Below are 20,367 nucleotides of genomic sequence, written 5' to 3'. Positions count from 1 at the left end.
CCGGGGCGCGGCGGATGCGGGCTTGCGCGCGCCGGCCCCCGGGGCGCCCGCCCCCTTTCCGCCCCGATCATGAACATCACCCTGAAGCAGTTGCGCGTGTTCTGCGCGCTCTACGAGTTGCGCAGCTTCACCGCCGCCGCCCGCGCCGCCTTCGTCACGCAATCGGCGGTCAGCAAGCTGTGCGCCGAACTCGAGGCCGAGGTCGGCCAGCCGCTGTTCGAGCGCTCGACCCGCAGCGTCACGCCGTGCGAGGGCGCGGCCGACTTCTATGCCTATGCCCAGGAGATCCTGGGCACGGTGCGCGCGGCCGAGCGCAGCATGTCCGGCCTGCGCTCGCTGGAACGCGGCGTGGTCGGCGTGGCCAGCTCGCCGATGATGATGGTCGGCCTGCTGGGCGGCGTGATCGCGCGCTACCACCGCCGCCATCCGGGCGTGAAGCTGGACCTGTTCGAGCTCAATACCGACGAGACCATCGAGCACGTGCGCCACGGCCGCGCCGACTTCGGCATCGTCTCCACCGACATCGAGGGCGACGAACTGGCCGCGCGCGTGATCTACCGCGACACCATGCATGCCGCCTTCGCGCCCGACCATCCGCTGGCGCGCCGCAAACAGGTCCGCTGGGCCGACCTGGCCGCCCACGAACACATCACGCTGCGCAACGTCTACAGCGTGCGCCGCGCGGTGGACCGCATCAGCGGCGAACTCGACCTGCAATTCCAGTCCGGCATCGAGGCCGGCATGCTGACCTCGGTGCTGAACCTGGCGCGGGCCGGCCTGGGCATCACCGTGGTGCCCGGCTACGTCTGCGCCTTCGCGCGCCAGCTGGGCCTGGCCACCGCGCCCATCGGCGGCGCCGGCCAGCGCGGCCACGCGCTGTGGCTGATCCAGCGCCACAACGCGCGCCTGTCGCGGGCGGCGGACGCGTTCCTGGCCGACCTGGAGACGACGCTGCGGGCGCGCGAGGCGGCGCCCGACCCGACCCGCTACGACGAGGACGCCGCCGGCCAGTAAGGCCGCGCCGGGCCGACGCGCGCGGCGCGGGACTTATCCGGATACGGAATAGGTCTATGAAAATTAGTCCCTTGTTGCGATAAGCCGCGCGGCCGCATCATGGCGGAAATCGCGGCCGCCACATGCCATCGCGGCCGGAGAAAAACACAGGAGACTTTCATGACCCGATCCCCGGAACGCAGCCGCATGCGCCGGTTCGCCGCGTGCTGCGCCCTGGCCCTGGCCGCCACCGGCGCCGCGCAGGCCGACGATGCCTACCCCAGCAAGCCCATCACCATCGTGGTGCCGTTCTCGCCCGGCAGCGCCACCGACACCAGCGCCCGCATCCTGACCGAAAAGCTCGGCCCGCGCCTGGGCGTGCCGATCGTGATCGAGAACAAGCCCGGCGCGTCCGGCACCATCGGCTCGTCCACCGCCGCGCGCGCCGCGCCCGACGGCTACACCCTGATCCTGACCAGCAGCTCGACGCACTCGGCCACGCCCGCCCTGTTCCGCAAGCTGCCTTACGATCCCACCGGCGATTTCATCCACGTCATCCGCATCGCCACCATTCCCATGATGCTGGTGGTGCGCGCCGATTCGCCCTACGGCTCGGTGTCCCAGCTGGTGCAGGCCACCCGCGCCAAGCCGCTCAACTACGCCTACGGCTCGCCCACCAGCCAGATCGCCGGGGCCACCTTCAACAGCGTTGCCGGCGCCGCCGCCAACGCCGTGCCCTACAAAAGCCAGCCGCCCGCCGTCACCGACCTGCTGGGCGGCCACGTCGACTACCTGTTCGCCGACCTGTCGGTGGTGACGTCGTTCATGCACAGCGGCAAACTCAAGGGCATCGCCTTCACCGGCCAGGCGCGCTCGAAGGACTTCCCCGACGTGCCGACGCTGGCCGAACTGGGCTACCGGAATTTCGACCTGGTGGTGTGGGTGGGCGTGGCCGCGCCCAAGGACACGCCGGCGCCGGTGGTAGAGCGCCTGAACCGCGAGATCACGCGCATCCTGAGCGAGCCCGACAGCATCGCCAAGTTCGAGACGCTGGGCATGCAGGTCGCGCCCAACACGCTGGCCGAACACCAGGCCTTCGCCCAGTCGCAGCGCCAGATCTGGACCCAGCGCGCGATCGACGCGAAGATCGAGCCGCAATAAACGCCCCGAGGCGCGGCCTCAGCCCATCCGGACCGGGGCCGCCGCATCCGCCAGCGGCACCACGGCCAGCCGCAGGCCCATCGCCCTGAGAATCGCCAGCAGGCTGGCGAGCGACGGATTACCCTTGGACGACAGCGTGCGATAAAGCTGCGTCGGATTCAGCCGCGCCTGCTCCGCCACGGCCTGCATGCCGCCGAACGCCTGCGTCATCTGGCGCAGCACCACCAGCAATTCCCCCTGGTCGCCATCGGCGAGAATGCTGTTGACTGTCTCCAGCGCGAGGGCGGGGTCGCTGCGATAGACCTCGACCATTGCTTCATCATGGGGCTTGCTTCTCATCATCCGTTCTCCGTTGCCAGTCATGCCAATACTCCACCGCGCGATGGACGTCGGCATCCTGCGTGCGCTTGCTGCCTCCGGCCAGCAACAGCACCAGCCGTTCACCGGACAGCGCGTAGTGGACGCGCAGGCCCGGCCCTGAATCGATACGCAATTCCCACACGCCCTCGCGGCAGAAGCGGTGATCGCCGAAATTGCCGGACGCCAGACGCGCCACACGGCGAATGACCGCCACCTTGTCGCGCATGCCGCGCAGGCCGCGTAGCCAAGTGGCATAGGAATCCTTGAGTTTTCCGGGGGTGAGGTAGTGTTCGATTCGGTACATACCATATTCGTCAAAAGACGAAGTCCAGTCAAGTCAGCACAGTCAGTCCGCCAACAAGATAAGACACTCCCTTGGTTCCTGCCGGGCGGTGCGTGACCTTTTCCTCCCCACTCGCGCGTCTTCCTGCAAAGAGAAAACGGGCGCCGAAGCGCCCGTCCGTCCTGCCTGGATCGTGTCTACCCGTCAGAACCGGTACTGCGCCGTCGCCACCACCGTGCGCGGTTCGCCCACGCGGATCTGGGCGGCGCTGGTGGCGGAGGCGTAATAGGTCTTGTCGGTGATGTTGCGCACCGCCAGGCGCCAGTCCCATTGGCCGGCGCGGTAGCCGACCAGCGCGTCCCAGGTGGCGTAGCCGGGCAGCACCGCCGAGTTGGCGTTGTCGGCATAACGCTGGCCGACGAAGGTCAGGCCGGTTTCGCCGTACAGGCCCTCGGCCGGCTTGTAGGTCAGGAACACGCTGCCGTTGCGCCGCGCCACGTTGCTGACGCGGTTGCCCGCCAGGCCGTTGTTGTCCTCGACGATGGAGGCGTTTTGCAGGCCGATGCCGCCGCGCAGGTACCAGTTGCCGGTCAGGCGCCCGGCCGCCGTCAGCTCGATGCCGCGCGAACGCTGCTTGCCGGTCAGCAGCACGATGGTCGGATCGACCGGGTCGGAGGTGCGGCGGTTGTAGAGTTCCAGCTGGTACAGCGCCAGCGTGGTGCTCAGATTCCCGTCCAGCCAGTCGCTCTTGACGCCCACTTCGTACTGGCGGGTCTGCTCCGGATCGACGTCATTGGTGTTGCCGCGCGCGTTCGGCGTAATGCCGATGAGGCTGCCGCCGACCGGCGAGAAGGTCTTGCTGTACGACGCGTAGAACGAGTGGTCGCGCACCGGCGTCCACACCACGCCGGCGCGCGGGCTCAGGCCATGGCTGTCGCGGCGGGCCGAGAGGTCCAGCAAGCGGTTGGTGGAATCGACGCTGAAGCGGTCCATGCGCAGGCCCAGCAGCACCTGCCAGGCATCGTCCAGCTTGATCTGGTCCTGCACGTAGTAGCCCTGGCTGCGGGTCTTGTGGCGGGCGGAACTGTTGAGCGCCATGGCGCCGTTGTGCTGTTGGGACAGGTCCGGGTCGTACAGGTCCAGCGTCGGCACCGGCTGCGCGCCCGGCCCGCGCGCCAGCGTGGTGTAGAGGTCGGGCGTGCGCGTCTGGTTGGCCACGTCCACCCCGAACAGCACCCGGTGCTCGATGGCGCCGGTATGGAACAGGCCCTCGGCTTCCAGGTTGTTGCTGATGCTGCGGGTGGTCAGGTCCTGCTGCCAGCGGGTGCGGGAGACCTTGCCGGTGGCGGCGTTGTAGCCGGTCAGGTAGGTGTTGTCGAACTTGCTGTCGAGCGCGAACACGCCCAGCGTGTAGCGCAGCTGCCAGCCCGGCGCCAGCGTGTAGGCCAGGCGCGAGCGGAACGATTGCGCGCGGTCGTCGATGTAGTCGCGGTCGGGGTCGCCGTAGACGGTCGAGCGGCCGACGTCGGCGGGCCGGCCGTTGACGCTGGGAATGCCGCGATCCGGCGTGCGGTCATAGCGGCTGTATTCGTATTGCACCAGCCAGTCCAGGTCGGGCGTGATGCGCCAGTTCAGCGACGGCGCCACCAGCTGGCGGGTGCCGCCGATCTTGTGGCGGAAGCTGTTGGTGTCTTCCTGGCCGACGTTCAGGCGCACGCTGACGTTTTCACCGGGGTCGGCGCTCAGGTCGCCGTAGAAGCTGCGCAGGTCCCAGCTGCCGGCCTGCGCTTCCAGGGTGGACTCGCGGCCCGGCTGCGGCGCCTTGCTGACGCGGTTGACGATGCCGCCCTGGCTGCCGCGGCCGTACAGCACCGCGGCCGGGCCCTTGAGCACCTCGATGCGTTCGATGTTGTGCAAGTCGCGCACGTACTGGCTGTCGTCGCGGATGCCGTCCAGGTAGAAGTCGTTGCTGGCGTCGAAGCCGCGGATGCGCAGCGAGTCGAAGCGGGTGTCCGAGGCATTGCTGACGTTGGGGATGCCGGACAGGGCCTCGCCGAGAGTGCTGATGCCGTAGTTCTGCAGGCTCTCGACCTTGACGCTGTCGATGGCCTGCGGCACGTAGCGCGCGGGGGTCTGGGTGCGGGTGGCGGTGGTGACTTCCGGCACGCGCGGATCGTCGGCGCTGGCGCCTTCGACACTGATGACGGGGAGGTGGGTGGGGTCGGCGTGGGCGGGAACGACAGGGGCCATCAGGGCCAGCGCGGCCCCCAGGGTCAGGGTGCGCGGGACGGGAAAAACGGGCATCGCAAGCTTTCTGTAAGTTTTATCGAGCCGCGATAATATCGAGAATGAAACTTATTTGTAAATGAGAATCCTATCATTTACATAGACCCCGCCTGCGCTGTTGCAACGTCACAACGGCGGGCGCGCGCCAGCCCCCCATTCATCGTTCCGGGCGCCCTGCCCCCCGCCATTCGCATGAGTCGATCATGCCGCTCGCGCGCATCGTTAACCTCGCGAATTTGCGACGGTCCTCGTCCGCATCGGCGAGGCGCGCGTCCTCCATGCGGACGACGACACGACACACAACGCAATGTTTTTCAAACAATCACTCCGATATCCGCACTAGGGAGAACTCTGGCCGATCGGACGAGGTTTGCATGAGCGGAACGAGGCGCCGGCTGTATTAGGCTGGCCCCGCAGTACTCCGACTCACCTTGACCGATTGGACGAAAGCAAATGAATCAACTCATTCATCCGGACTGCCATCCCTTTACCGCCGCAGGCAATATGAAGCAAGTCTCCGCGTTCTATGAAGAAGGACGACGTGTCATGTGGATGATGCTGCGCGCCCAGCCGCGCCCCTGCTTCAATCACGAACTGATCGACGAAATCATGACCCTGGCGCGCGCCGCCAAGGACTTCGGCCTGCCCATCGACTTCTGGGTCACGGGCTCGCTGGTGCCGCAGATCTACAACGTCGGCGGCGACCTGAACTTCTTCGCCGAGGCCATCCGCACCGGCCGCCGCGAGGCGCTGCGCGCCTACGCCCGGGCATGCGTCGATTGCGTGCACGCCGCCACCCGCGGCTTCGATACCGGCGCCGTGTCGCTGGCCATGATCGAAGGCACCGCGCTCGGCGGCGGCTTCGAGGCGGCGCTGGCGCACCACTTCGTGCTGGCGCAGAACAACGCCCGCATGGGCTTCCCCGAGATGGCCTTCAACCTGTTCCCCGGCATGGGCGGCTATTCGCTGGTGGCGCGGCGCTCGGGCATGAAACTGGCCGAGGAACTGATCAGCAGCGGCGAATCCCACACCGCCGAGTGGTTCCAGGCGCGCGGCCTGGTGGACGTGGTGTTCGAGCCGGGCGACGCCTACAAGGCCACCCGCACCTTCATCGACGTGATGCGGCCCAAGCTCAATGGCATGCGCGCCATGCTGCGGGCGCGCCAGCGCGTGCTGCAGCTGACCCGCTCCGAGCTGATGGACATCACCGAGGACTGGGTCGACGCGGCCTTCTCGATCGACCCGAAGGACCGCGCCTACATGGAGCGCCTGGTGATGGCGCAGAACCGGCGCGCGCCGGCCGGCCCCGAGGGCCTGATGGACGCGACCATGCATTGAGCGCGGCGGGCGCCGGCGGTGTCAGGCAATCAGATGCAGCCGGCGCCGCTGCGCCAGCCAGGTGGTCAGTTCGGCTGCGGGCATGGGCTTGGCGTACAGGTAACCCTGCTTGGCGTCCACGCCCAGTGTGTCCAGGAAGGCGGTTTCTTCCTGGGTCTCGACGCCCTCGGCGATCACCTTTAGTTCGAGCGTGCGGGCCACCGCGACGATGGCCCGCGCCAGCGCCTGCGACACCGGGTTCTCGTTGACGCCGCGCACGAAGCTGGCGTCCAGCTTGATCGCGTCCAGCGGGATGCGGGCCAGTTGCGACAGCGATGAATAGCCGGTGCCGAAGTCGTCCAGATGGACGCGCGCGCCCAGCTGGCGGAACTGCTTCATCAGCTCGATCGCGGCGACTTCGTCCTCGATCAGGCAGCTTTCGGTGAGTTCGATGTCGAGCAGGCAGGGATCGAGGCCGGCATCGTTGACCGCGCGCATGAATTCGCTGACCACGCCCTTGTCGTCCAGCTGCCGCGCCGACATGTTGACGGCGACCCGCAGGTCCAGGCCCTCGCGCTTCCAGGCCGCGGCCTGGCGCGCCGCTTCGCGCATCACCCACACGCCCAGCTGCGAGATCAGGCCAGATTCCTCGGCGTACGGAATGAAGACGCTGGGGCAGATCATGCCGCGCTCGGGCGAGCGCCAGCGCAGCAGCGCCTCGACGCCGTCGACCTCGCCGCCGCGCCCGGCCAGCTTGGGCTGGTAGTACAGCATCAGATGGCCTTCGGCCAGCGCCTTGCGCAGGTTGGTGTCGAGCCAGACGTAGTCGGCGTTGCGCCGGTCCATCTCGGGCTGGAACACGCGGTAGGTATGGCGCCCCGCTTCCTTGGCCACGTACATGGCGATGTCGGCGCTGCGCACCACGCTGTCGAGGTCGTCGCCATGCTCGGGGTACATGGCGATGCCGATGGAGCAGCTGGTGTAGACCTCGATCAGTTCCTGGCGGAACGGCTCGCGCAGGCGCTCGATGATGCGCGCCGCGGTGGCTTCCAGCTGCCAGGCCTCGGCGCCTTCCTGCAGCACCAGGAATTCGTCGCCGCCCAGCCGCGCCAGCGTCTGGCCGGGCGACAGGCAGCTGGAGATCGCCACCGCCACCGACTTGAGCAGGCGGTCGCCGAAGCCGTGGCCGTAGTGATCGTTGATGCGCTTGAAGTTGTCCAGGTCCAGGAACAGCACGCCGCCGCTGGCGCCCTCGCCTTCGGCCAGCGCCGCCTTCAGGCGGGTGGTGATGGCGTGGCGGTTGGGCAGGTTGGTCAGCACGTCGGTGTTGGCCAGCACCCGCAGGCGTTCCTGCGCCTGGCGTTCCTCGGTGATGTCGGTGCCCGAGCAGATCAGGTAGACGCGCTTCTCGCCGCTGCCGCTGGTGACGAACTTGTTGCGGAACAGGAACAGCCGCGGACCCTTGACCGTGTTGATCAGGCGCTCGACCTCGTACGACTGCCCGCGCTTGTAGAACTCGGCGATGTTGCGGCGCGAGGCCGCGGCCTCTTCGCGCGTCATGAACATCTCGAACACGCTGCGCCCGACGATGTCCTGCTCGCGCTTGCCGGTGTATTCCTCGCTGACTTTGTTGAAGCGCTGCACGCGGCCGTGCTGGTCGACGATGACGATGACCGAGTTGGCCTCGGACACCACGGTCTCGGCGAACGACAGGCCTTCGACCAGGTCGCGCGCGACCGAGTCGGTGTCGGTGTGGGCCGACGCGGTGCCGGCCCATTCGGTGGGGTTGATCTTGCGGCCGACCAGCCGCAGCTGGATCGGGTCGCCATACAGCACGATGTCGATGCGCAGGCTGGCCGTGATGCCGGTCAGGGCGCGGATGGCCTGCGCCTGGTCGGGCTGCAGCGCCAAGGCAATGTTGGTGGCGCCCTTGACGGCGGCCAGTTCGATCGCGTTGCTGTCGGCTGCCAACCGCCAATAGGGGCTGGACGTACCGAAATGCAGGTACAGGATCGATTTTTCGTCCTGAGTCTCAGTCATTGGTGTCCCCCGCCATCCTAGGAAGGCCTGCGAGAAACATACGGCCTAGTCAGTTCGGGGTCAACCACCCGCGTGAACAGCGTTTCAGCTGTATTGCGGATTATTTCAACAGACTTGGCAACTGTCTCCCGCCACCCGGATCCGGCGCTACGGATCTTTCGCGGGAGGTATGCAGGCTTCGAGATTGTTGCGCATCTGGCGGCGCAGCATGCAAACAATAACGTCGAAAATTTGTGACCATTTCCTGCGTGTGGCGTAAAAGAAGCAACAAGGGGGGACATATGTCCCCCCTTGCCCGCATCGCTTACTCCGGTTTGACCCCGGCCTCGTCGATGACCTTGGTCCAGCGCGCCAGTTCGGCGGACACGCGGGCGCCGGCATCGGCGGGCGTGGTCCACTCGGCGATCGCGCCCTGGTTCAGCAGCGACGCCTTGACCGTCGGCTTGGCCAGGATCTTCTTGAGTTCGCCGTTCAGGCGCTCGACGACCGGGGCCGGCGTGCCGGCCGGCGCGACGATGCCGAACATGGAGCTGACCTCGAAGCCCGGCAGGCCGGCCTCGGCCGCGGTCGGCACGTCCGGCAGCGCCTCGACGCGTTGCGCCGAGGTCACCGCCAGCGCGCGCAGCTTGCCTGCCTTGATGCTGGCCTGGGCCGCCGGCACGGTCTCGATCATGCTGAGCACCTGGCCGCCCATCAGGTCGGTCATGGCCGGGCCGCTGCCCTTGTACGGCACGTGCAGGATGTCCACGCCGGCGGCGCGCTTGAACATTTCGCCGGCCAGGTGCTGCGGCGAGCCGTTGCCGGCCGAGGCCATGGTGACGTAGCCCGGGCGCGACTTGGCCAGCGCGATCAGCTGCTTGAGGTCATTGGCCTGCACCGTGGGATTGACCACGAACACCAGCGGCACCGTGCCGACGATGGACACCGGCGCGAAGCTCTTTTCCACGTCATAGGTGACGCGGCCGCGGTACAGCGCCGCGTTGATCGAATGGCTGGTGAGCGCGCCCATCAGCAGCGTGTAGCCGTCGGGCTGGGCCTTGGCGACCTGGTCGGCGCCGATGTTGCCGGCGGCGCCGGCGCGGTTCTCGACGATCACCGACTGGCCCAGCGCGCCGGTCAGTTCCTGCGCCAGCACGCGGCCGATCACGTCGGTGGCGCCCCCGGGCGGATACGGCACGATCAGGCGGATGGGCTTGTCGGGATAGGCGTCGGCGGCCAGGGCGGGCGCGGCGGCGCCGGTACACAAGGCCAACAGGGAAAGCAGCAAGGCGCGGCGGGGCCGCAGACGCAGGTCTGACATGTAGGTCTCCTGCCGGGATGGGTATAGGAATGGAACGGACGCCCGGCTCGTCAACCGCGCCAGTGTAGGAGGCCATTCTTGATTGATGAATCAGAATTTTTCTATCGACTGATCTTTTTTCAAGATCAATAAAACTTTCGACGGAAATCGCTTGCCGGGCATTTCCAAGGGTGGATATGATCACAGCCCTGGATTATCAATAATATTATCGGGAAGAAAAATGGCAGACGAGACCAAGGGCGGCAAGCCCGCCAAGGGCCCCTTCGACAGCGATGGCGACCGCAGCACCGGCGTGGCGCGCGGACTCACCAACTACGGCGACACCGGCTTTTCGCTGTTCCTGCGCAAGGCCTTCATCAAGGGCGCGGGCCTGTCCGACGACGCGCTGGCGCGTCCCATCATCGGCATCGTCAACACCGGCAGCAGCTACAACCCGTGCCACGGCAACGCGCCGCAGCTGATCGAGGCGGTCAAGCGCGGCGTGATGCTGGCCGGCGGCCTGCCGATGGACTTCCCCACCATCTCGGTGCACGAGAGCTTCTCGCAGCCCACCAGCATGTATCTGCGCAACCTCATGTCGATGGACACCGAGGAAATGATCCGCGCCCAGCCGATGGACGCGGTGGTGCTGATCGGCGGCTGCGACAAGACCGTGCCGGCGCAGCTGATGGGCGCCTCGTCCGCCGGCGTGCCCGCGATCCAACTGGTGACCGGCTCGATGCTGACCGGCTCGCACCGCGGCGAACGCGTCGGCGCCTGCACCGACTGCCGCCGCTACTGGGGCCGCTACCGCGCCGAGGAGATCGACGCGCCCGAGATCGCCGACGTCAACAACCAGCTGGTGGCCAGCGTCGGCACCTGTTCGGTGATGGGCACCGCCAGCACCATGGCCTGCCTGACCGAGGCGATGGGCATGATGGTGTCGGGCGGCGCGTCCGCCCCGGCCGTCACCGCCGACCGCGTGCGCGTGGCCGAGCGCACCGGCGCCACCGCCGTCGCCATGGCGGCCGCGCGCCTGACGCCCGACCGCATCATCACCGGCAAATCCATCGAGAACGCCCTGCGCGTGCTGCTGGCGATCGGCGGCTCGACCAACGGCATCGTGCACCTGACCGCCATCGCCGGCCGCCTGGGCATCGGCATCGACCTGGCCGGGCTCGACCGCATGAGCCGCGAGACCCCGGTGCTGGTCGACCTGAAGCCCTCCGGCCAGCACTACATGGAAGACTTCCACCACGCCGGCGGCATGCTGGCGCTGCTGCGCGAGCTGCGGCCGCTGCTGCACCTGGACGCGCTGACCGTCTCGGGCCGCACCCTGGGCGAGGAGCTGGACGACGCCCCCGCCCCGTTCAAGCAGGACGTGATCCGCAGCGTCGCCGCGCCGATCTATCCGGTGGGCGGCCTGGCCGTGCTGCGCGGCAACCTGGCGCCCGGCGGCGCCATCATCAAGCAGTCGGCCGCCAATCCCAAGCTGATGGAGCATGAAGGCCGCGCCGTGGTGTTCGAGGACGCCGAGGACATGGCCCGCCGCATCGACGACGAGGCGCTGGACGTGACCGCCGACGACGTGCTGGTGCTCAAGCGCATCGGCCCCACCGGCGCGCCCGGCATGCCCGAGGCCGGCTACATGCCGATCCCCAAGAAGCTGGCGCGCGCCGGGGTCAAGGACATGGTGCGGATTTCCGACGGCCGCATGAGCGGCACGGCGGCCGGCACCATCGTGCTGCACGTCACCCCCGAGGCCGCGATTGGCGGACCGCTCGCCTACGTGCGAAATGGCGACCGGATCCGCCTGTCGGTGGCGCGGCGCGAAATCGCCCTGCTGGTCGAGGATGCCGAGCTGGCGCGCCGCATGGCGGCCGGCCCGGTCGAGCGTCCGGCCGCCGAGCGCGGCTACCGCAAGCTGTTCCTGCAGACCGTGACGCAGGCCGACCAGGGCGTCGACTTCGACTTCCTGCGCGCCAGCGCCACCCGCGACACCGTGCCCAAGCAATAACGCTTCCCCTTGCCCATGAACGCCATCACCCCCGCCGCCCTCGAACCGCAAGCGCCCGACGCCCTGGCGGCGGCGGTCGCCGCGCTAGAGGAAGACATCGTCTTCGGCCGGCTGCATCCGCGCGAGCGGCTGACCGAGGACGAGCTAATGGCGCGCTTCGACATGAAGCGCCACGCGGTGCGCCAGGTGCTGGTGGAGCTGGAGCTGCTGGGCGTGGTCGAGCGCAAGCGCAACATCGGCGCGGTGGTGCGGGCTTTCTCGGCGCGCGAGGTGATGGAGCTGTACGCGCTGCGCGAAGTGCTGGAGGTGCACGCCGCCAGCCTGATGCCGCTGCCGGTGCCGCCGGCGCGGCTGGCGGCGCTGACCGCGGTGCAGCGCGAGCATGACGCCGCGGTGGCCGATGGCGACGCGCGCCACGTGTTCCGCAGCAACCAGCGTTTTCACCGCGAGTTCTTCGGCCTGCTCGACAACGCGGTGCTGGGCCAGGCCATCGAGGAATACGCGCGCCGCACCCACCCGATCCGCTTCGGCTCGCTGGCCGCCGCCAATTACCGCGAACGCGCCCGCCAGGAACACTGGGCCATGATCCACGCGCTGCGCGACGGCGATCGCGCCACGCTGATGACGCTGTGCCGCGAGCACCTGCTGCCGTCGCGCGACGCCTACCTGGCGTCGGAACAGGCGCGCCGCGGCGCCTGAACGGCGCACGACCTGGCGGCCGCCTTGCCTTGCCGAGGTCACGGCCTCAGCGGGCCTCTTCGGCCAGGTACTGCCGCAACATCGCCACCAGCGCCGCAGCGGCCGGCGGCAGGCTGCGGTTGCGCGCCGTCACCAGCCCGATCGAGCGTTCGGCCACCGGGCCGATCAGCGGCCGCTGCACGATGCCGTTCTGCGCCACCGCGCCCGCCGCGATCTCGGGCAGCGCCGCCACACCGAAGCCGCATTCCACCATGGCCACGATGGTGGTCAGGTGCTCGGCCTCGAAGGCCGGCGTGAAGCGGATGCGGTTCTGCAGAAAGGCCCATTCGGTGTACTGGCGCACGCTGCTCGGGTGCACCATCGACACATGCGCTGCGCTGGCCGTGTCGGCCCAGCGCAGCGGCCCCCTGGCGCGCGCCAGCGGGTGCGCCTCGGGGATCAGCAGCAGGAAACTGTCCGACATCAAGGGCTGGTAATGCAGGTCGGCGTGCTGTGGGTCGGCGGCGGTCAGCGCGAAGTCCACGTCGCCGGCGCGCACCAGGTCGAAGGCCGGTCCCGACAGCGTGTCGCGCACCTTCAAGGCCACCTGCGGGTGCGCCTGGCGATAGGCCATCAACACCCGCGGCAACAGGCGCGCGGCCAGCGACGGCAGCGCCGCCACCGACACCTGGCCATGCTCGGCGCTGGCGATGCCGCTGACCGCGGCGATGGCGTCGCGAAAGGCCACCTGCAGGGCCGCGGCCTGCTGCATGAAGACCTCTCCCGCCGCCGTCAGCCGCACGGTGCGGGTGGTGCGGTCGAACAGCCGCACGCCCAGCGCGTCCTCGATGCGCTGGATCTGCGTCGACAGCGCCGATTGCGACAGGTGCAGCTGCGCCGCCGCCTGGCGGAAGTTGAGGGTGCGGCCCAGCACCAGGGTGGTGTCGATATCGCGCATCGAGAGATTGATCTGCATACCGCCCCGCGCCTTGTCCATTGATCCGATTTGTCGATCATTCTATCCAAAAAATCTGATTCATCAATCAAACAAGCTTCTCTACACTCGGCGCCGAATTGGACACAAGTGCGGACACGAGCGCGGACACACGCGCGGATACAGACGCAAACACAGACGCAGATGCAACAGCGGTTTCAGAACAAGGAGCAAACCATGCAGACGGACGCGAAGGCCCTGCCCAATCCGGGCGCGGCGCATGCGGTGGTGGTGGGCGGCGGCACCATGGGCGCCGACGTGGCGGTGGTGCTGACGCGCGCCGCCTGCCGCACGACGGTGATCGAGCCGGACGCGGCGCGCGCGGCCGCCCTGCCGGCGCGCGTGGCCGACAATCTCAAGACCATCGGCCGCGAGGCCCAGGTGGCGCAACTGGCCACGGCCGCCAGCCTGGATCAGGTGGACTGGGCCAGCGTCGACCTGGTGATCGAGTGCGTGCCGGAACGGCTCGACATCAAGCAGGCGCTGTTTGCGGAACTGGTGCAACGCGCGCGGCCCGACGCCATCCTGGCGAGCAACAGTTCCAGTTTCCCGATCAGCGCCATTGGCCAGGGGCTGGCCACGCGCGAACGCATGCTGGGCCTGCACTTCTTCATGCCGGCTCACCTGGTGCCGCTGGTCGAGGTGGTGATGGCCGAGACCAGCGACGAGGCCCGCGCCGACGCGCTGATCGCCTTCATGCGCCGCTGCGGCAGCGTGCCGGTGAAGGTGCGCCAGGACCTGCCGGGTTTCCTGGCCAACCGCCTGCAGCACGCGCTGTCGCGCGAGGCCTTCAACCTGATCGACCGCGGCATCGCCTCGCCCGAGGACGTGGACGCGGCGGTGCGCTTCGGTTTCGGTTTCCGCTTCCTGGCGGCCGGGCCGGTGATGCAGCGCGACCACGCCGGCATCGATGTGCACGCGGCGGCGGGCGCGACCATGTACCCGACGTTCTGCAATGACGACCATCCGGCGCGCTGCCTGACCGAGCGCGCCGCCGACGGCCGCTACGGCATGAAGGCGGGCGAAGGCTTCTATGCCTGGACGCCGGAAACCATCGCCGCCGAGCGCGCGCGCTATGACCGCCTGTTGCGCGCGGGCCTGGACCTGATCGCGCCGGAACTGCCGGAGATCCAGCCGTGAACGCCGTGAACATTCCCCGTCCGGCCCTGGCCGAGTCGCCCGTCATCGTGACGGTGGCGCCCAACGGCGCCTACAAGAAAGCCGCCGACCACCCGGCCGTGCCGCTGACGGCCGAGGCCCTGGCGCTGGAGGCCCGCGCCTGCCTGGACGCGGGCGCGGCGATGATGCACATGCACGTGCGCAAGCCGGACGGCAGCCATCTGCTGGACGCGCAGGCCTACCGCGACGCGCTGGCGGCGGTGCGGCGCGCGGTGGGCGACGAGCTGCTGGTGCAGGTGACGAGCGAAGCGGCGGGCGTGTACCAGGCGGCCGAGCAGATGGCGCTGGTGCGCGAGCTGCAGCCGGAGGCGGTGTCGATCGGGCTGCGCGAGATCGCGGTGCCGGAGATCGCGGAGGCCGAGCTGGCGGCGTTCCTGGCCTGGGTGGCCGAGCGCCGCATCATGACGCAGATCATCCTGTACGACGAGGGCGATGTGCGGCGCTGGCTGTCACTGCGCGCGCGCGGGCTGGTGCCGCCGGGCGCGTGGTCGGTGCTGTTCGTGCTGGGGCGCTACAGCGTGGGGCAGACGTCGTCGGCCTATGACCTGCTGCCGTTCCTGGCGGCCTATGACCATTCGCTGCCCTGGGCGGTGTGCGCGTTCGGGGCGCAGGAGAATGCCTGCGTGACGACGGCGGCGGCGTTCGGGGGGCATATGCGGGTGGGGTTCGAGAATAATCTGAAGCTGCGGGATGGTTCGGTGGCTTCGGGGAATGGGGAGTTGGTGCGGCAGGCGGTGGAAGGGGCGGTTGCTTTGGGGCGGCCGGTGGCGGATGCTGCGCAGGCGCGGCGGATCTATGGGGCGGTTGCCTAACAGTCGCGGTTGGCTGGCGGAGTCGTTCCGCGGTTGTTGGCGTTGGTCGGCGGTCATGATTTGCCTGGCTTTGATTGGCTGTATTTGATTGCCCGTCTTTGTTTTCTCTTCTTTGATTGCTCGTTTTTGATTGCTCGCTCAGGGCAATTTGCTTGGGCCGCCAGGGGCGTCGGGCCCCCGGCGGGCGCGGCCTTCGGGGGTGGTCCGGCCCGCGGGGGCCGGACTGCCCCGCGCTCATCCTCGTTGGCGCCTGCGGCGCCTGCCTTCGGATTCCGCCGGGCACCCCCTGACGGCCGCGCCCGCCGGGGGCCCGACGCCCCTGGCTACCGTGTTTTGCTGGCCTTGGGAGCTGGGGCGGGGAATGTTCTTGGCGTTTTTTTTGCCGGGATTTTTTGCTGGAAGACTTTGCATTGCCCGTCATCGAGGGCCGCCCTGCGCGGCCCTCGATGGCTTACGCGGTGACTTACGCGGTGGCTCTTGCGGTGACTTGCTCGGTGACTTGCGCGTGACTTACACGCTGGCTTGTGCGGGGGTGTTTTTGGAGGGGTGTTTCTTTCTTGCCTGGGTTGCGCAATATATATAAGCACATAGCGGTGGCGCGGGGTTTTGCGCTGTGCTGCAACATTGCGTGTTGAAAAGGCATCTGCTAAAAACTTCGACATCCGCACGTTAAACGCAATACCCCGACTGTCTGGTGAGGTGGTGTGTGTCAAACGAGTCTGATGGCTACACGAAGCCGCAGGAGCTGCGCAGTTTTCTGTTCCTGACGGCGGTCATGGCCCCCGTTCTTACGGTGATCATCGTCGCGGGCTACGGTTTCATTGTCTGGTTCTATCAGTTGTTTGCCGGTCCTCCGGGCAGCTGATGGGCACCGACGGGACCGCCTCCATGTCCGCGCCTCCTTCCCTGCCGGCCGCCGCGCCGGGTTCCCCTGAATTGCATATCGCCAGCCTGGTCGTGCATGCCACGCCGCGTCGGCTGGACGAGGTGCGCCGCGCGGTGCTTGCGATCGCGGGCGCCGAGATCCATGGCGCGTCCGAGACCGGCAAGCTGGTGGTGACGCTGGAAGCCCCCTCCACTGACGACATGATGGCGCGGATCTCGCAGATCCAGCGCCTGGATGGCGTGCTGGCATCGGCGCTGGTGTACCAGCACGCCGACACGCTGGCCGCGATGAACGAGGAGATCGACGATGGCAATGGCCCGTAGGGAGTTCATCAAGCAGTCCGCCGCCGCCGCGGCCGCCACGGTGGCGGGGATTCCGGTGGTGGGCTACACGCAGAACATCGTGACGGAGTCGGAGGCGGCCAAGCTCAAGTGGTCGAAGGCGCCCTGTAGGTTCTGCGGGACCGGTTGCGGCGTGAACGTCGCGGTCAAGGACAACCAGGTGGTGGCCACGCATGGCGACTTCAATGCCGAGGTCAACAAGGGGCTGAACTGCGTCAAGGGCTATTTCCTGTCGAAGATCATGTATGGCAACGACCGGCTGACGACGCCGCTGTTGCGCATGAAGGACGGCAAGTACGCCAAGGATGGCGAGTTCGCGCCGGTGTCGTGGGACCAGGCCTTCGACGTGATGGCCGAGCAGTTCAAGCGCGTGCTCAAGGACAAGGGGCCGGAGGCGGTCGGCATGTTCGGCTCGGGCCAGTGGACGGTGTGGGAAGGCTACGCCGCGCTCAAGCTGATGAAGGCGGGGTTCCGCTCCAACAACCTGGATCCGAACGCGCGCCACTGCATGGCGTCGGCGGCGGTGGGGTTCATGCGCACTTTCGGCGCCGATGAGCCGATGGGCTGTTATGACGACATCGAGAACGCCGACGTGTTCGTGCTGTGGGGCTCGAACATGGCGGAGATGCATCCGATCCTGTGGACCCGCGTCACCGACCGGCGCCTGTCGGCGCCCAAAACGAAGGTGGCGGTGCTGTCGACCTTCGAGCACCGCTCGTACGAGCTGGCCGACCTGACGCTGACCTTCACGCCGCAGACCGACCTGGCGATCCTGAACTACATCGCCAACCACATCATCCAGACCAAGCGCGTGAACCGCGAGTTCGTCGACAAGCACACGGTGTTCCGCGAGGGCAACACCGACATCGGCTATGGCCTGCGGCCCGACCATCCGCTGCAGAAGGCGGCCAAGAACGCCGGCGATGCCGGCGGCTCCAAGCCGATGACGTTCGACGAATTCGCCAGGTTCGTGTCGCGCTACGACCTGGACTACACCGCCAAGCTGACGGGCGTGCCGAAGAAACAGCTGGAAGACCTGGCCGAGCTGTACGCCGACCCCAAGCTGCGGGTGACCTCGTTCTGGACCATGGGCTTCAACCAGCACACGCGCGGGGTGTGGGCCAACAACATGGTCTACAACATCCACCTGCTGACGGGCAAGATCTCGACGCCGGGCAACAGCCCGTTCTCGCTGACCGGGCAGCCCTCGGCCTGTGGCACGGCGCGCGAAGTCGGCACGTTCTCGCACCGGCTGCCGGCCGACCTGGTGGTGACCAATCCCAAGCACCGCGCCCACGCCGAGGACATCTGGCAACTGCCGGCCGGCACCATCCCCGAGAAGGTCGGCGCGCACGCGGTGCTGCAGAACCGCATGCTGAAAGACGGCAAGATCAACGCCTACTGGGTGATGGTCAACAACAACATGCAGGCGGCCGCCAACCTGATGAACGAGGGGCTGCCGGGCTACCGCAATCCGGACAACTTCATCGTCGTGTCCGACGCCTACCCGACCGTCACCACCATCTCGGCCGACCTGATCCTGCCGGCGGCGATGTGGGTGGAGAAGGAAGGCGCCTACGGCAACGCCGAGCGCCGCACGCAGTTCTGGCACCAACTGGTCAACGCGCCGGGCCAGGCGCGCTCGGACCTGTGGCAGCTGATGGAGTTCTCCAAGCGCTTCAAGGTCGAGGAAGTGTGGCCGGCCGACCTCCTGGCCAAGAAGCCCGAGTACCGCGGCAAGACCCTGTTCGACGTGCTGTTCGCCAACGGCAAGGTCAACCGCTATCCGAATACCGACCGCGACAAGGACTACGCCAACCAGGAGGCCGAGGCCTTCGGCTTCTATGCGCAGAAGGGCCTGTTCGAGGAGTACGCCGAGTTCGGCCGCGGCCACGGCCATGACCTGGCGCCGTTCGACACCTATCACGAGGTGCGCGGCCTGCGCTGGCCGGTGGTCAAGGGCAAGGAAACGCTGTGGCGCTATCGCGAAGGCAGCGACCCGTACGTGAAGCCGGGCGCCGGCTTCGAGTTCTACGGCAACCCGGACGGCCGCGCCATCATCTACGCCCTGCCCTACGAGCCGCCGCCGGAGTCGCCGGACCAGGAGTATCCGTTCTGGCTGTCGACCGGACGGATTCTGGAGCACTGGCATTCCGGCTCCATGACGCGGCGGGTGCCGGAGCTGTACCGGGCCTTTCCCAACGCGGTCTGTTTCATGCACCCCGATGACGCGCAGGCCATGGGCCTGCGGCGCGGGGTCGAGGTCGAGATCATCTCGCGGCGCGGCAGGATGCGCACCCGGCTGGAGACCCGCGGGCGCGACAAGCCGCCGCGCGGGCTGGTGTTCGTGCCGTGGTTCGATGCCGGCCAGCTGATCAACAAGGTCACGCTGGACGCCACCGACCCGATCTCGTTCCAGACCGACTTCAAGAAGTGCGCGGTCAAGATCGTCAAGGTCTGACGCGCGCACCGGAGACAGCCATGAACCGACGCGCTCTCGCTTTCGTATTGTGCGCAGCCTGTAGCATCGCGGCCTGGGCCGCGCCGCCGTTCGAGGTGCAGGACCCGATGCGCGGCCCCACGCCCATCGCCGACGAGACCGACCCGCCGCTGATCAGTCCGATCGAGAACAAGGACATCAAGCGGATGCGCACCTATTCGATGCAGCCGCCCACCATCCCGCACAGCATCGACGGCTACCAGATCGACAAGAACTTCAACCGCTGCCTGGCCTGCCACGCCCGCGTCAACACCGAGGAGACCCAGGCGCCGCCGCTGAGCGTGACCCACTACATGGACCGCGACAGCAACGTGCTGGCCGAGGTCTCGCCACGGCGCTATTTCTGCGTGCAATGCCATGTGCCGCAGGCCGAGGCCAAGCCGCTGGTGTCCAACACCTACCAGGACATCGACGTGATCCTCAAGCGCCTCTCCGCCCCGGCGGCCGACAAGAAGTAAGGCACGGGGAACCGCCATGGTCAAACTCATCAAGCGCTACTGGAACATCATCCGCCGGCCCAGCGTGCACTTCAGCCTGGGTTTCCTGACGGTGGGCGGCTTCATCGGCGGCATCCTGTTCTGGGGCGCCTTCAACACCGCCATGGAGTTCACCAACACCGAGAAGTTCTGCACCGGCTGCCACGAGATGCGCGACAACGTCTACGCCGAACTGAAAGGCACCATCCACTTCACCAACCGTTCCGGCGTGCGCGCGCTGTGCTCGGACTGCCACGTGCCGCACAACTGGACCGACAAGATCGCCCGCAAGATGCAGGCCTCCAAGGAGGTCTGGGGCAAGATCTTCGGCACCATCGACACGCGCGAGAAGTTCGTCGACAAGCGGCTGGAACTGGCCAGGCATGAATGGGCCCGCTTCAAGGCCAACGATTCGCTGGAATGCCGCAACTGCCACAACTACGACTACATGGATTTCACGCGCCAGAGCGTGCGCGCGCAGAACATGCACTCGACCTACCTGGCCGACAAGAGCAAGACTTGCATCGACTGCCACAAGGGCATCGCCCACAAGCTGCCCAACATCCCGCCCGGCGAACTGTCGTCGGTGCCCGGCCTGAACGGCCCGGACGGCCCGCATGCGGCCCGTTGAGCCGCCCTTCGCCGCCCTCGCTGGCGCCGCGGCGGACAGCGCCGGGACGGACAGCGCCAACGCCACGGCGGACGCCGGCCTGCGCGCGGTCGGCCTGGTCGGCCGGCGCGGCGCGGCGGCCCCGATCGACCTGG

Annotated in this window: 18 protein-coding genes; 12 read left to right on the top strand and 6 right to left on the bottom strand. The window is 67.8% G+C overall.

What is annotated here, in order from left to right; translation table 11 throughout:
• Window positions 1-69: 69 nt before the first annotated feature.
• The gene (locus H0523_RS07330) at window positions 70-1,014 is read left to right on the top strand and encodes a LysR family transcriptional regulator (RefSeq protein WP_054432184.1); all 945 of its coding nucleotides are present in this window, start codon (window positions 70-72) and stop codon (window positions 1,012-1,014) included.
• A 159-nt stretch (window positions 1,015-1,173) separates the two neighbouring features.
• Window positions 1,174-2,154 carry a Bug family tripartite tricarboxylate transporter substrate binding protein gene (locus tag H0523_RS07325; RefSeq protein ID WP_054432185.1) on the top strand — a complete coding sequence of 327 codons (981 nt, stop codon included), beginning with the start codon at window positions 1,174-1,176 and terminating at the stop codon, window positions 2,152-2,154.
• Window positions 2,155-2,172: 18 nt separating this feature from the next.
• On the opposite strand, the gene H0523_RS07320 is transcribed toward H0523_RS07325, so the two are convergent.
• The 3 genes from H0523_RS07320 to H0523_RS07310 all read right to left on the bottom strand — a co-directional run bounded on the left by H0523_RS07320 (window position 2,173) and on the right by H0523_RS07310 (window position 5,101).
• Window positions 2,173-2,493 carry a helix-turn-helix domain-containing transcriptional regulator gene (locus H0523_RS07320; protein WP_054432186.1) on the bottom strand — a complete coding sequence of 107 codons (321 nt, stop codon included), beginning with the start codon at window positions 2,491-2,493 and terminating at the stop codon, window positions 2,173-2,175.
• Window positions 2,474-2,818 (bottom strand): type II toxin-antitoxin system RelE/ParE family toxin, encoded by a 345-nt coding sequence (locus tag H0523_RS07315; protein WP_054432187.1) that lies wholly within the window; start codon window positions 2,816-2,818, stop codon window positions 2,474-2,476. The genes H0523_RS07320 and H0523_RS07315 overlap by 20 nt, the downstream gene beginning before the upstream one ends.
• Before the next feature lie 183 nt (window positions 2,819-3,001).
• Window positions 3,002-5,101, bottom strand: a complete 2,100-nt coding sequence (locus H0523_RS07310) for a TonB-dependent receptor (protein WP_054432188.1) — start codon at window positions 5,099-5,101, stop codon at window positions 3,002-3,004.
• A 435-nt stretch (window positions 5,102-5,536) separates the two neighbouring features.
• On the opposite strand from H0523_RS07310, the gene H0523_RS07305 reads away from it, so the two are divergent.
• On the top strand, window positions 5,537-6,421 hold the full coding sequence (locus tag H0523_RS07305) for a crotonase/enoyl-CoA hydratase family protein (RefSeq protein WP_054432189.1): 885 nt from the start codon (window positions 5,537-5,539) through the stop codon (window positions 6,419-6,421).
• Between the two features lie 21 nt (window positions 6,422-6,442).
• Here H0523_RS07305 and pdeR read toward each other — a convergent pair whose 3' ends face one another.
• Window positions 6,443-8,440, bottom strand: coding sequence for a cyclic di-GMP phosphodiesterase (pdeR, locus tag H0523_RS07300; protein ID WP_054432190.1), 1,998 nt, complete (start codon window positions 8,438-8,440; stop codon window positions 6,443-6,445).
• Window positions 8,441-8,744: 304 nt separating this feature from the next.
• Window positions 8,745-9,740: a tripartite tricarboxylate transporter substrate binding protein gene (locus tag H0523_RS07295; protein ID WP_054432191.1), complete on the bottom strand. Its 996-nt coding sequence runs from the start codon at window positions 9,738-9,740 to the stop codon at window positions 8,745-8,747.
• Between the two features lie 220 nt (window positions 9,741-9,960).
• On the opposite strand from H0523_RS07295, the gene H0523_RS07290 reads away from it, so the two are divergent.
• Both H0523_RS07290 and H0523_RS07285 read left to right on the top strand, forming a co-directional pair.
• Window positions 9,961-11,736 carry an IlvD/Edd family dehydratase gene (locus H0523_RS07290; RefSeq protein WP_054432192.1) on the top strand — a complete coding sequence of 592 codons (1,776 nt, stop codon included), beginning with the start codon at window positions 9,961-9,963 and terminating at the stop codon, window positions 11,734-11,736.
• Between the two features lie 15 nt (window positions 11,737-11,751).
• Complete coding sequence (locus tag H0523_RS07285) at window positions 11,752-12,435, top strand: GntR family transcriptional regulator (protein WP_054432193.1); 684 nt, start codon at window positions 11,752-11,754, stop codon at window positions 12,433-12,435.
• A 46-nt stretch (window positions 12,436-12,481) separates the two neighbouring features.
• Here H0523_RS07285 and H0523_RS07280 read toward each other — a convergent pair whose 3' ends face one another.
• On the bottom strand, window positions 12,482-13,390 hold the full coding sequence (locus H0523_RS07280) for a LysR family transcriptional regulator (RefSeq protein ID WP_054432257.1): 909 nt from the start codon (window positions 13,388-13,390) through the stop codon (window positions 12,482-12,484).
• 195 nt (window positions 13,391-13,585) lie between these two features.
• On the opposite strand from H0523_RS07280, the gene H0523_RS07275 reads away from it, so the two are divergent.
• The 7 genes from H0523_RS07275 (at window position 13,586) to H0523_RS07245 (ending at window position 20,233) form a co-directional block, all read left to right on the top strand.
• Window positions 13,586-14,548 (top strand): 3-hydroxyacyl-CoA dehydrogenase family protein, encoded by a 963-nt coding sequence (locus tag H0523_RS07275; RefSeq protein WP_054432258.1) that lies wholly within the window; start codon window positions 13,586-13,588, stop codon window positions 14,546-14,548.
• Complete coding sequence (locus tag H0523_RS07270; RefSeq protein WP_054432194.1) at window positions 14,545-15,399, top strand: beta-keto acid cleavage family enzyme; 855 nt, start codon at window positions 14,545-14,547, stop codon at window positions 15,397-15,399. Before H0523_RS07275 ends, H0523_RS07270 begins: the two co-directional genes overlap by 4 nt.
• Before the next feature lie 706 nt (window positions 15,400-16,105).
• Window positions 16,106-16,264 (top strand): periplasmic nitrate reductase, NapE protein, encoded by a 159-nt coding sequence (napE, locus tag H0523_RS07265; RefSeq protein WP_054432195.1) that lies wholly within the window; start codon window positions 16,106-16,108, stop codon window positions 16,262-16,264.
• Between the two features lie 23 nt (window positions 16,265-16,287).
• Window positions 16,288-16,608 carry a chaperone NapD gene (locus tag H0523_RS07260; RefSeq protein ID WP_054432259.1) on the top strand — a complete coding sequence of 107 codons (321 nt, stop codon included), beginning with the start codon at window positions 16,288-16,290 and terminating at the stop codon, window positions 16,606-16,608.
• Window positions 16,592-19,087 (top strand): periplasmic nitrate reductase subunit alpha, encoded by a 2,496-nt coding sequence (napA, locus tag H0523_RS07255; RefSeq protein ID WP_054432196.1) that lies wholly within the window; start codon window positions 16,592-16,594, stop codon window positions 19,085-19,087. Before H0523_RS07260 ends, napA begins: the two co-directional genes overlap by 17 nt.
• 20 nt (window positions 19,088-19,107) lie before the next feature.
• Window positions 19,108-19,584, top strand: coding sequence for a nitrate reductase cytochrome c-type subunit (locus tag H0523_RS07250; RefSeq protein ID WP_054432197.1), 477 nt, complete (start codon window positions 19,108-19,110; stop codon window positions 19,582-19,584).
• A gap of 16 nt (window positions 19,585-19,600) precedes the next feature.
• On the top strand, window positions 19,601-20,233 hold the full coding sequence (locus tag H0523_RS07245) for a cytochrome c3 family protein (RefSeq protein ID WP_054432198.1): 633 nt from the start codon (window positions 19,601-19,603) through the stop codon (window positions 20,231-20,233).
• Window positions 20,234-20,367: the final 134 nt, after the last annotated feature.

The sequence above is a fragment of the Achromobacter insuavis genome, assembly GCF_902859645.1.
Taxonomy (GTDB): Bacteria; Pseudomonadota; Gammaproteobacteria; order Burkholderiales; family Burkholderiaceae_B; genus Achromobacter; species Achromobacter insuavis.
Note: the sequence above shows the minus strand (reverse complement) of the source record. Positions and strands in the feature narration are given on the sequence as shown.

Excerpts from the sequence above, each read along its gene's own strand:
- H0523_RS07295 (WP_054432191.1), bottom strand. The coding sequence starts at position 9,740 with ATGTCAGACCTGCGTCTGCGGCCCCGCCGCGCCTTGCTGCTTTCCCTG.
- H0523_RS07250 (WP_054432197.1), top strand. The coding sequence starts at position 19,108 with ATGAACCGACGCGCTCTCGCTTTCGTATTGTGCGCAGCCTGTAGCATC.
- H0523_RS07245 (WP_054432198.1), top strand. The coding sequence starts at position 19,601 with ATGGTCAAACTCATCAAGCGCTACTGGAACATCATCCGCCGGCCCAGC.
- H0523_RS07325 (WP_054432185.1), top strand. The coding sequence starts at position 1,174 with ATGACCCGATCCCCGGAACGCAGCCGCATGCGCCGGTTCGCCGCGTGC.
- H0523_RS07275 (WP_054432258.1), top strand. The coding sequence starts at position 13,586 with ATGCAGACGGACGCGAAGGCCCTGCCCAATCCGGGCGCGGCGCATGCG.
- H0523_RS07260 (WP_054432259.1), top strand. The coding sequence starts at position 16,288 with ATGTCCGCGCCTCCTTCCCTGCCGGCCGCCGCGCCGGGTTCCCCTGAA.
- H0523_RS07285 (WP_054432193.1), top strand. The coding sequence starts at position 11,752 with ATGAACGCCATCACCCCCGCCGCCCTCGAACCGCAAGCGCCCGACGCC.
- napA (WP_054432196.1), top strand. The coding sequence starts at position 16,592 with ATGGCAATGGCCCGTAGGGAGTTCATCAAGCAGTCCGCCGCCGCCGCG.
- H0523_RS07315 (WP_054432187.1), bottom strand. The coding sequence starts at position 2,818 with ATGTACCGAATCGAACACTACCTCACCCCCGGAAAACTCAAGGATTCC.
- H0523_RS07310 (WP_054432188.1), bottom strand. The coding sequence starts at position 5,101 with ATGCCCGTTTTTCCCGTCCCGCGCACCCTGACCCTGGGGGCCGCGCTG.
- H0523_RS07290 (WP_054432192.1), top strand. The coding sequence starts at position 9,961 with ATGGCAGACGAGACCAAGGGCGGCAAGCCCGCCAAGGGCCCCTTCGAC.
- H0523_RS07320 (WP_054432186.1), bottom strand. The coding sequence starts at position 2,493 with ATGAGAAGCAAGCCCCATGATGAAGCAATGGTCGAGGTCTATCGCAGC.
- H0523_RS07280 (WP_054432257.1), bottom strand. The coding sequence starts at position 13,390 with ATGCAGATCAATCTCTCGATGCGCGATATCGACACCACCCTGGTGCTG.
- H0523_RS07305 (WP_054432189.1), top strand. The coding sequence starts at position 5,537 with ATGAATCAACTCATTCATCCGGACTGCCATCCCTTTACCGCCGCAGGC.
- pdeR (WP_054432190.1), bottom strand. The coding sequence starts at position 8,440 with ATGACTGAGACTCAGGACGAAAAATCGATCCTGTACCTGCATTTCGGT.
- H0523_RS07330 (WP_054432184.1), top strand. The coding sequence starts at position 70 with ATGAACATCACCCTGAAGCAGTTGCGCGTGTTCTGCGCGCTCTACGAG.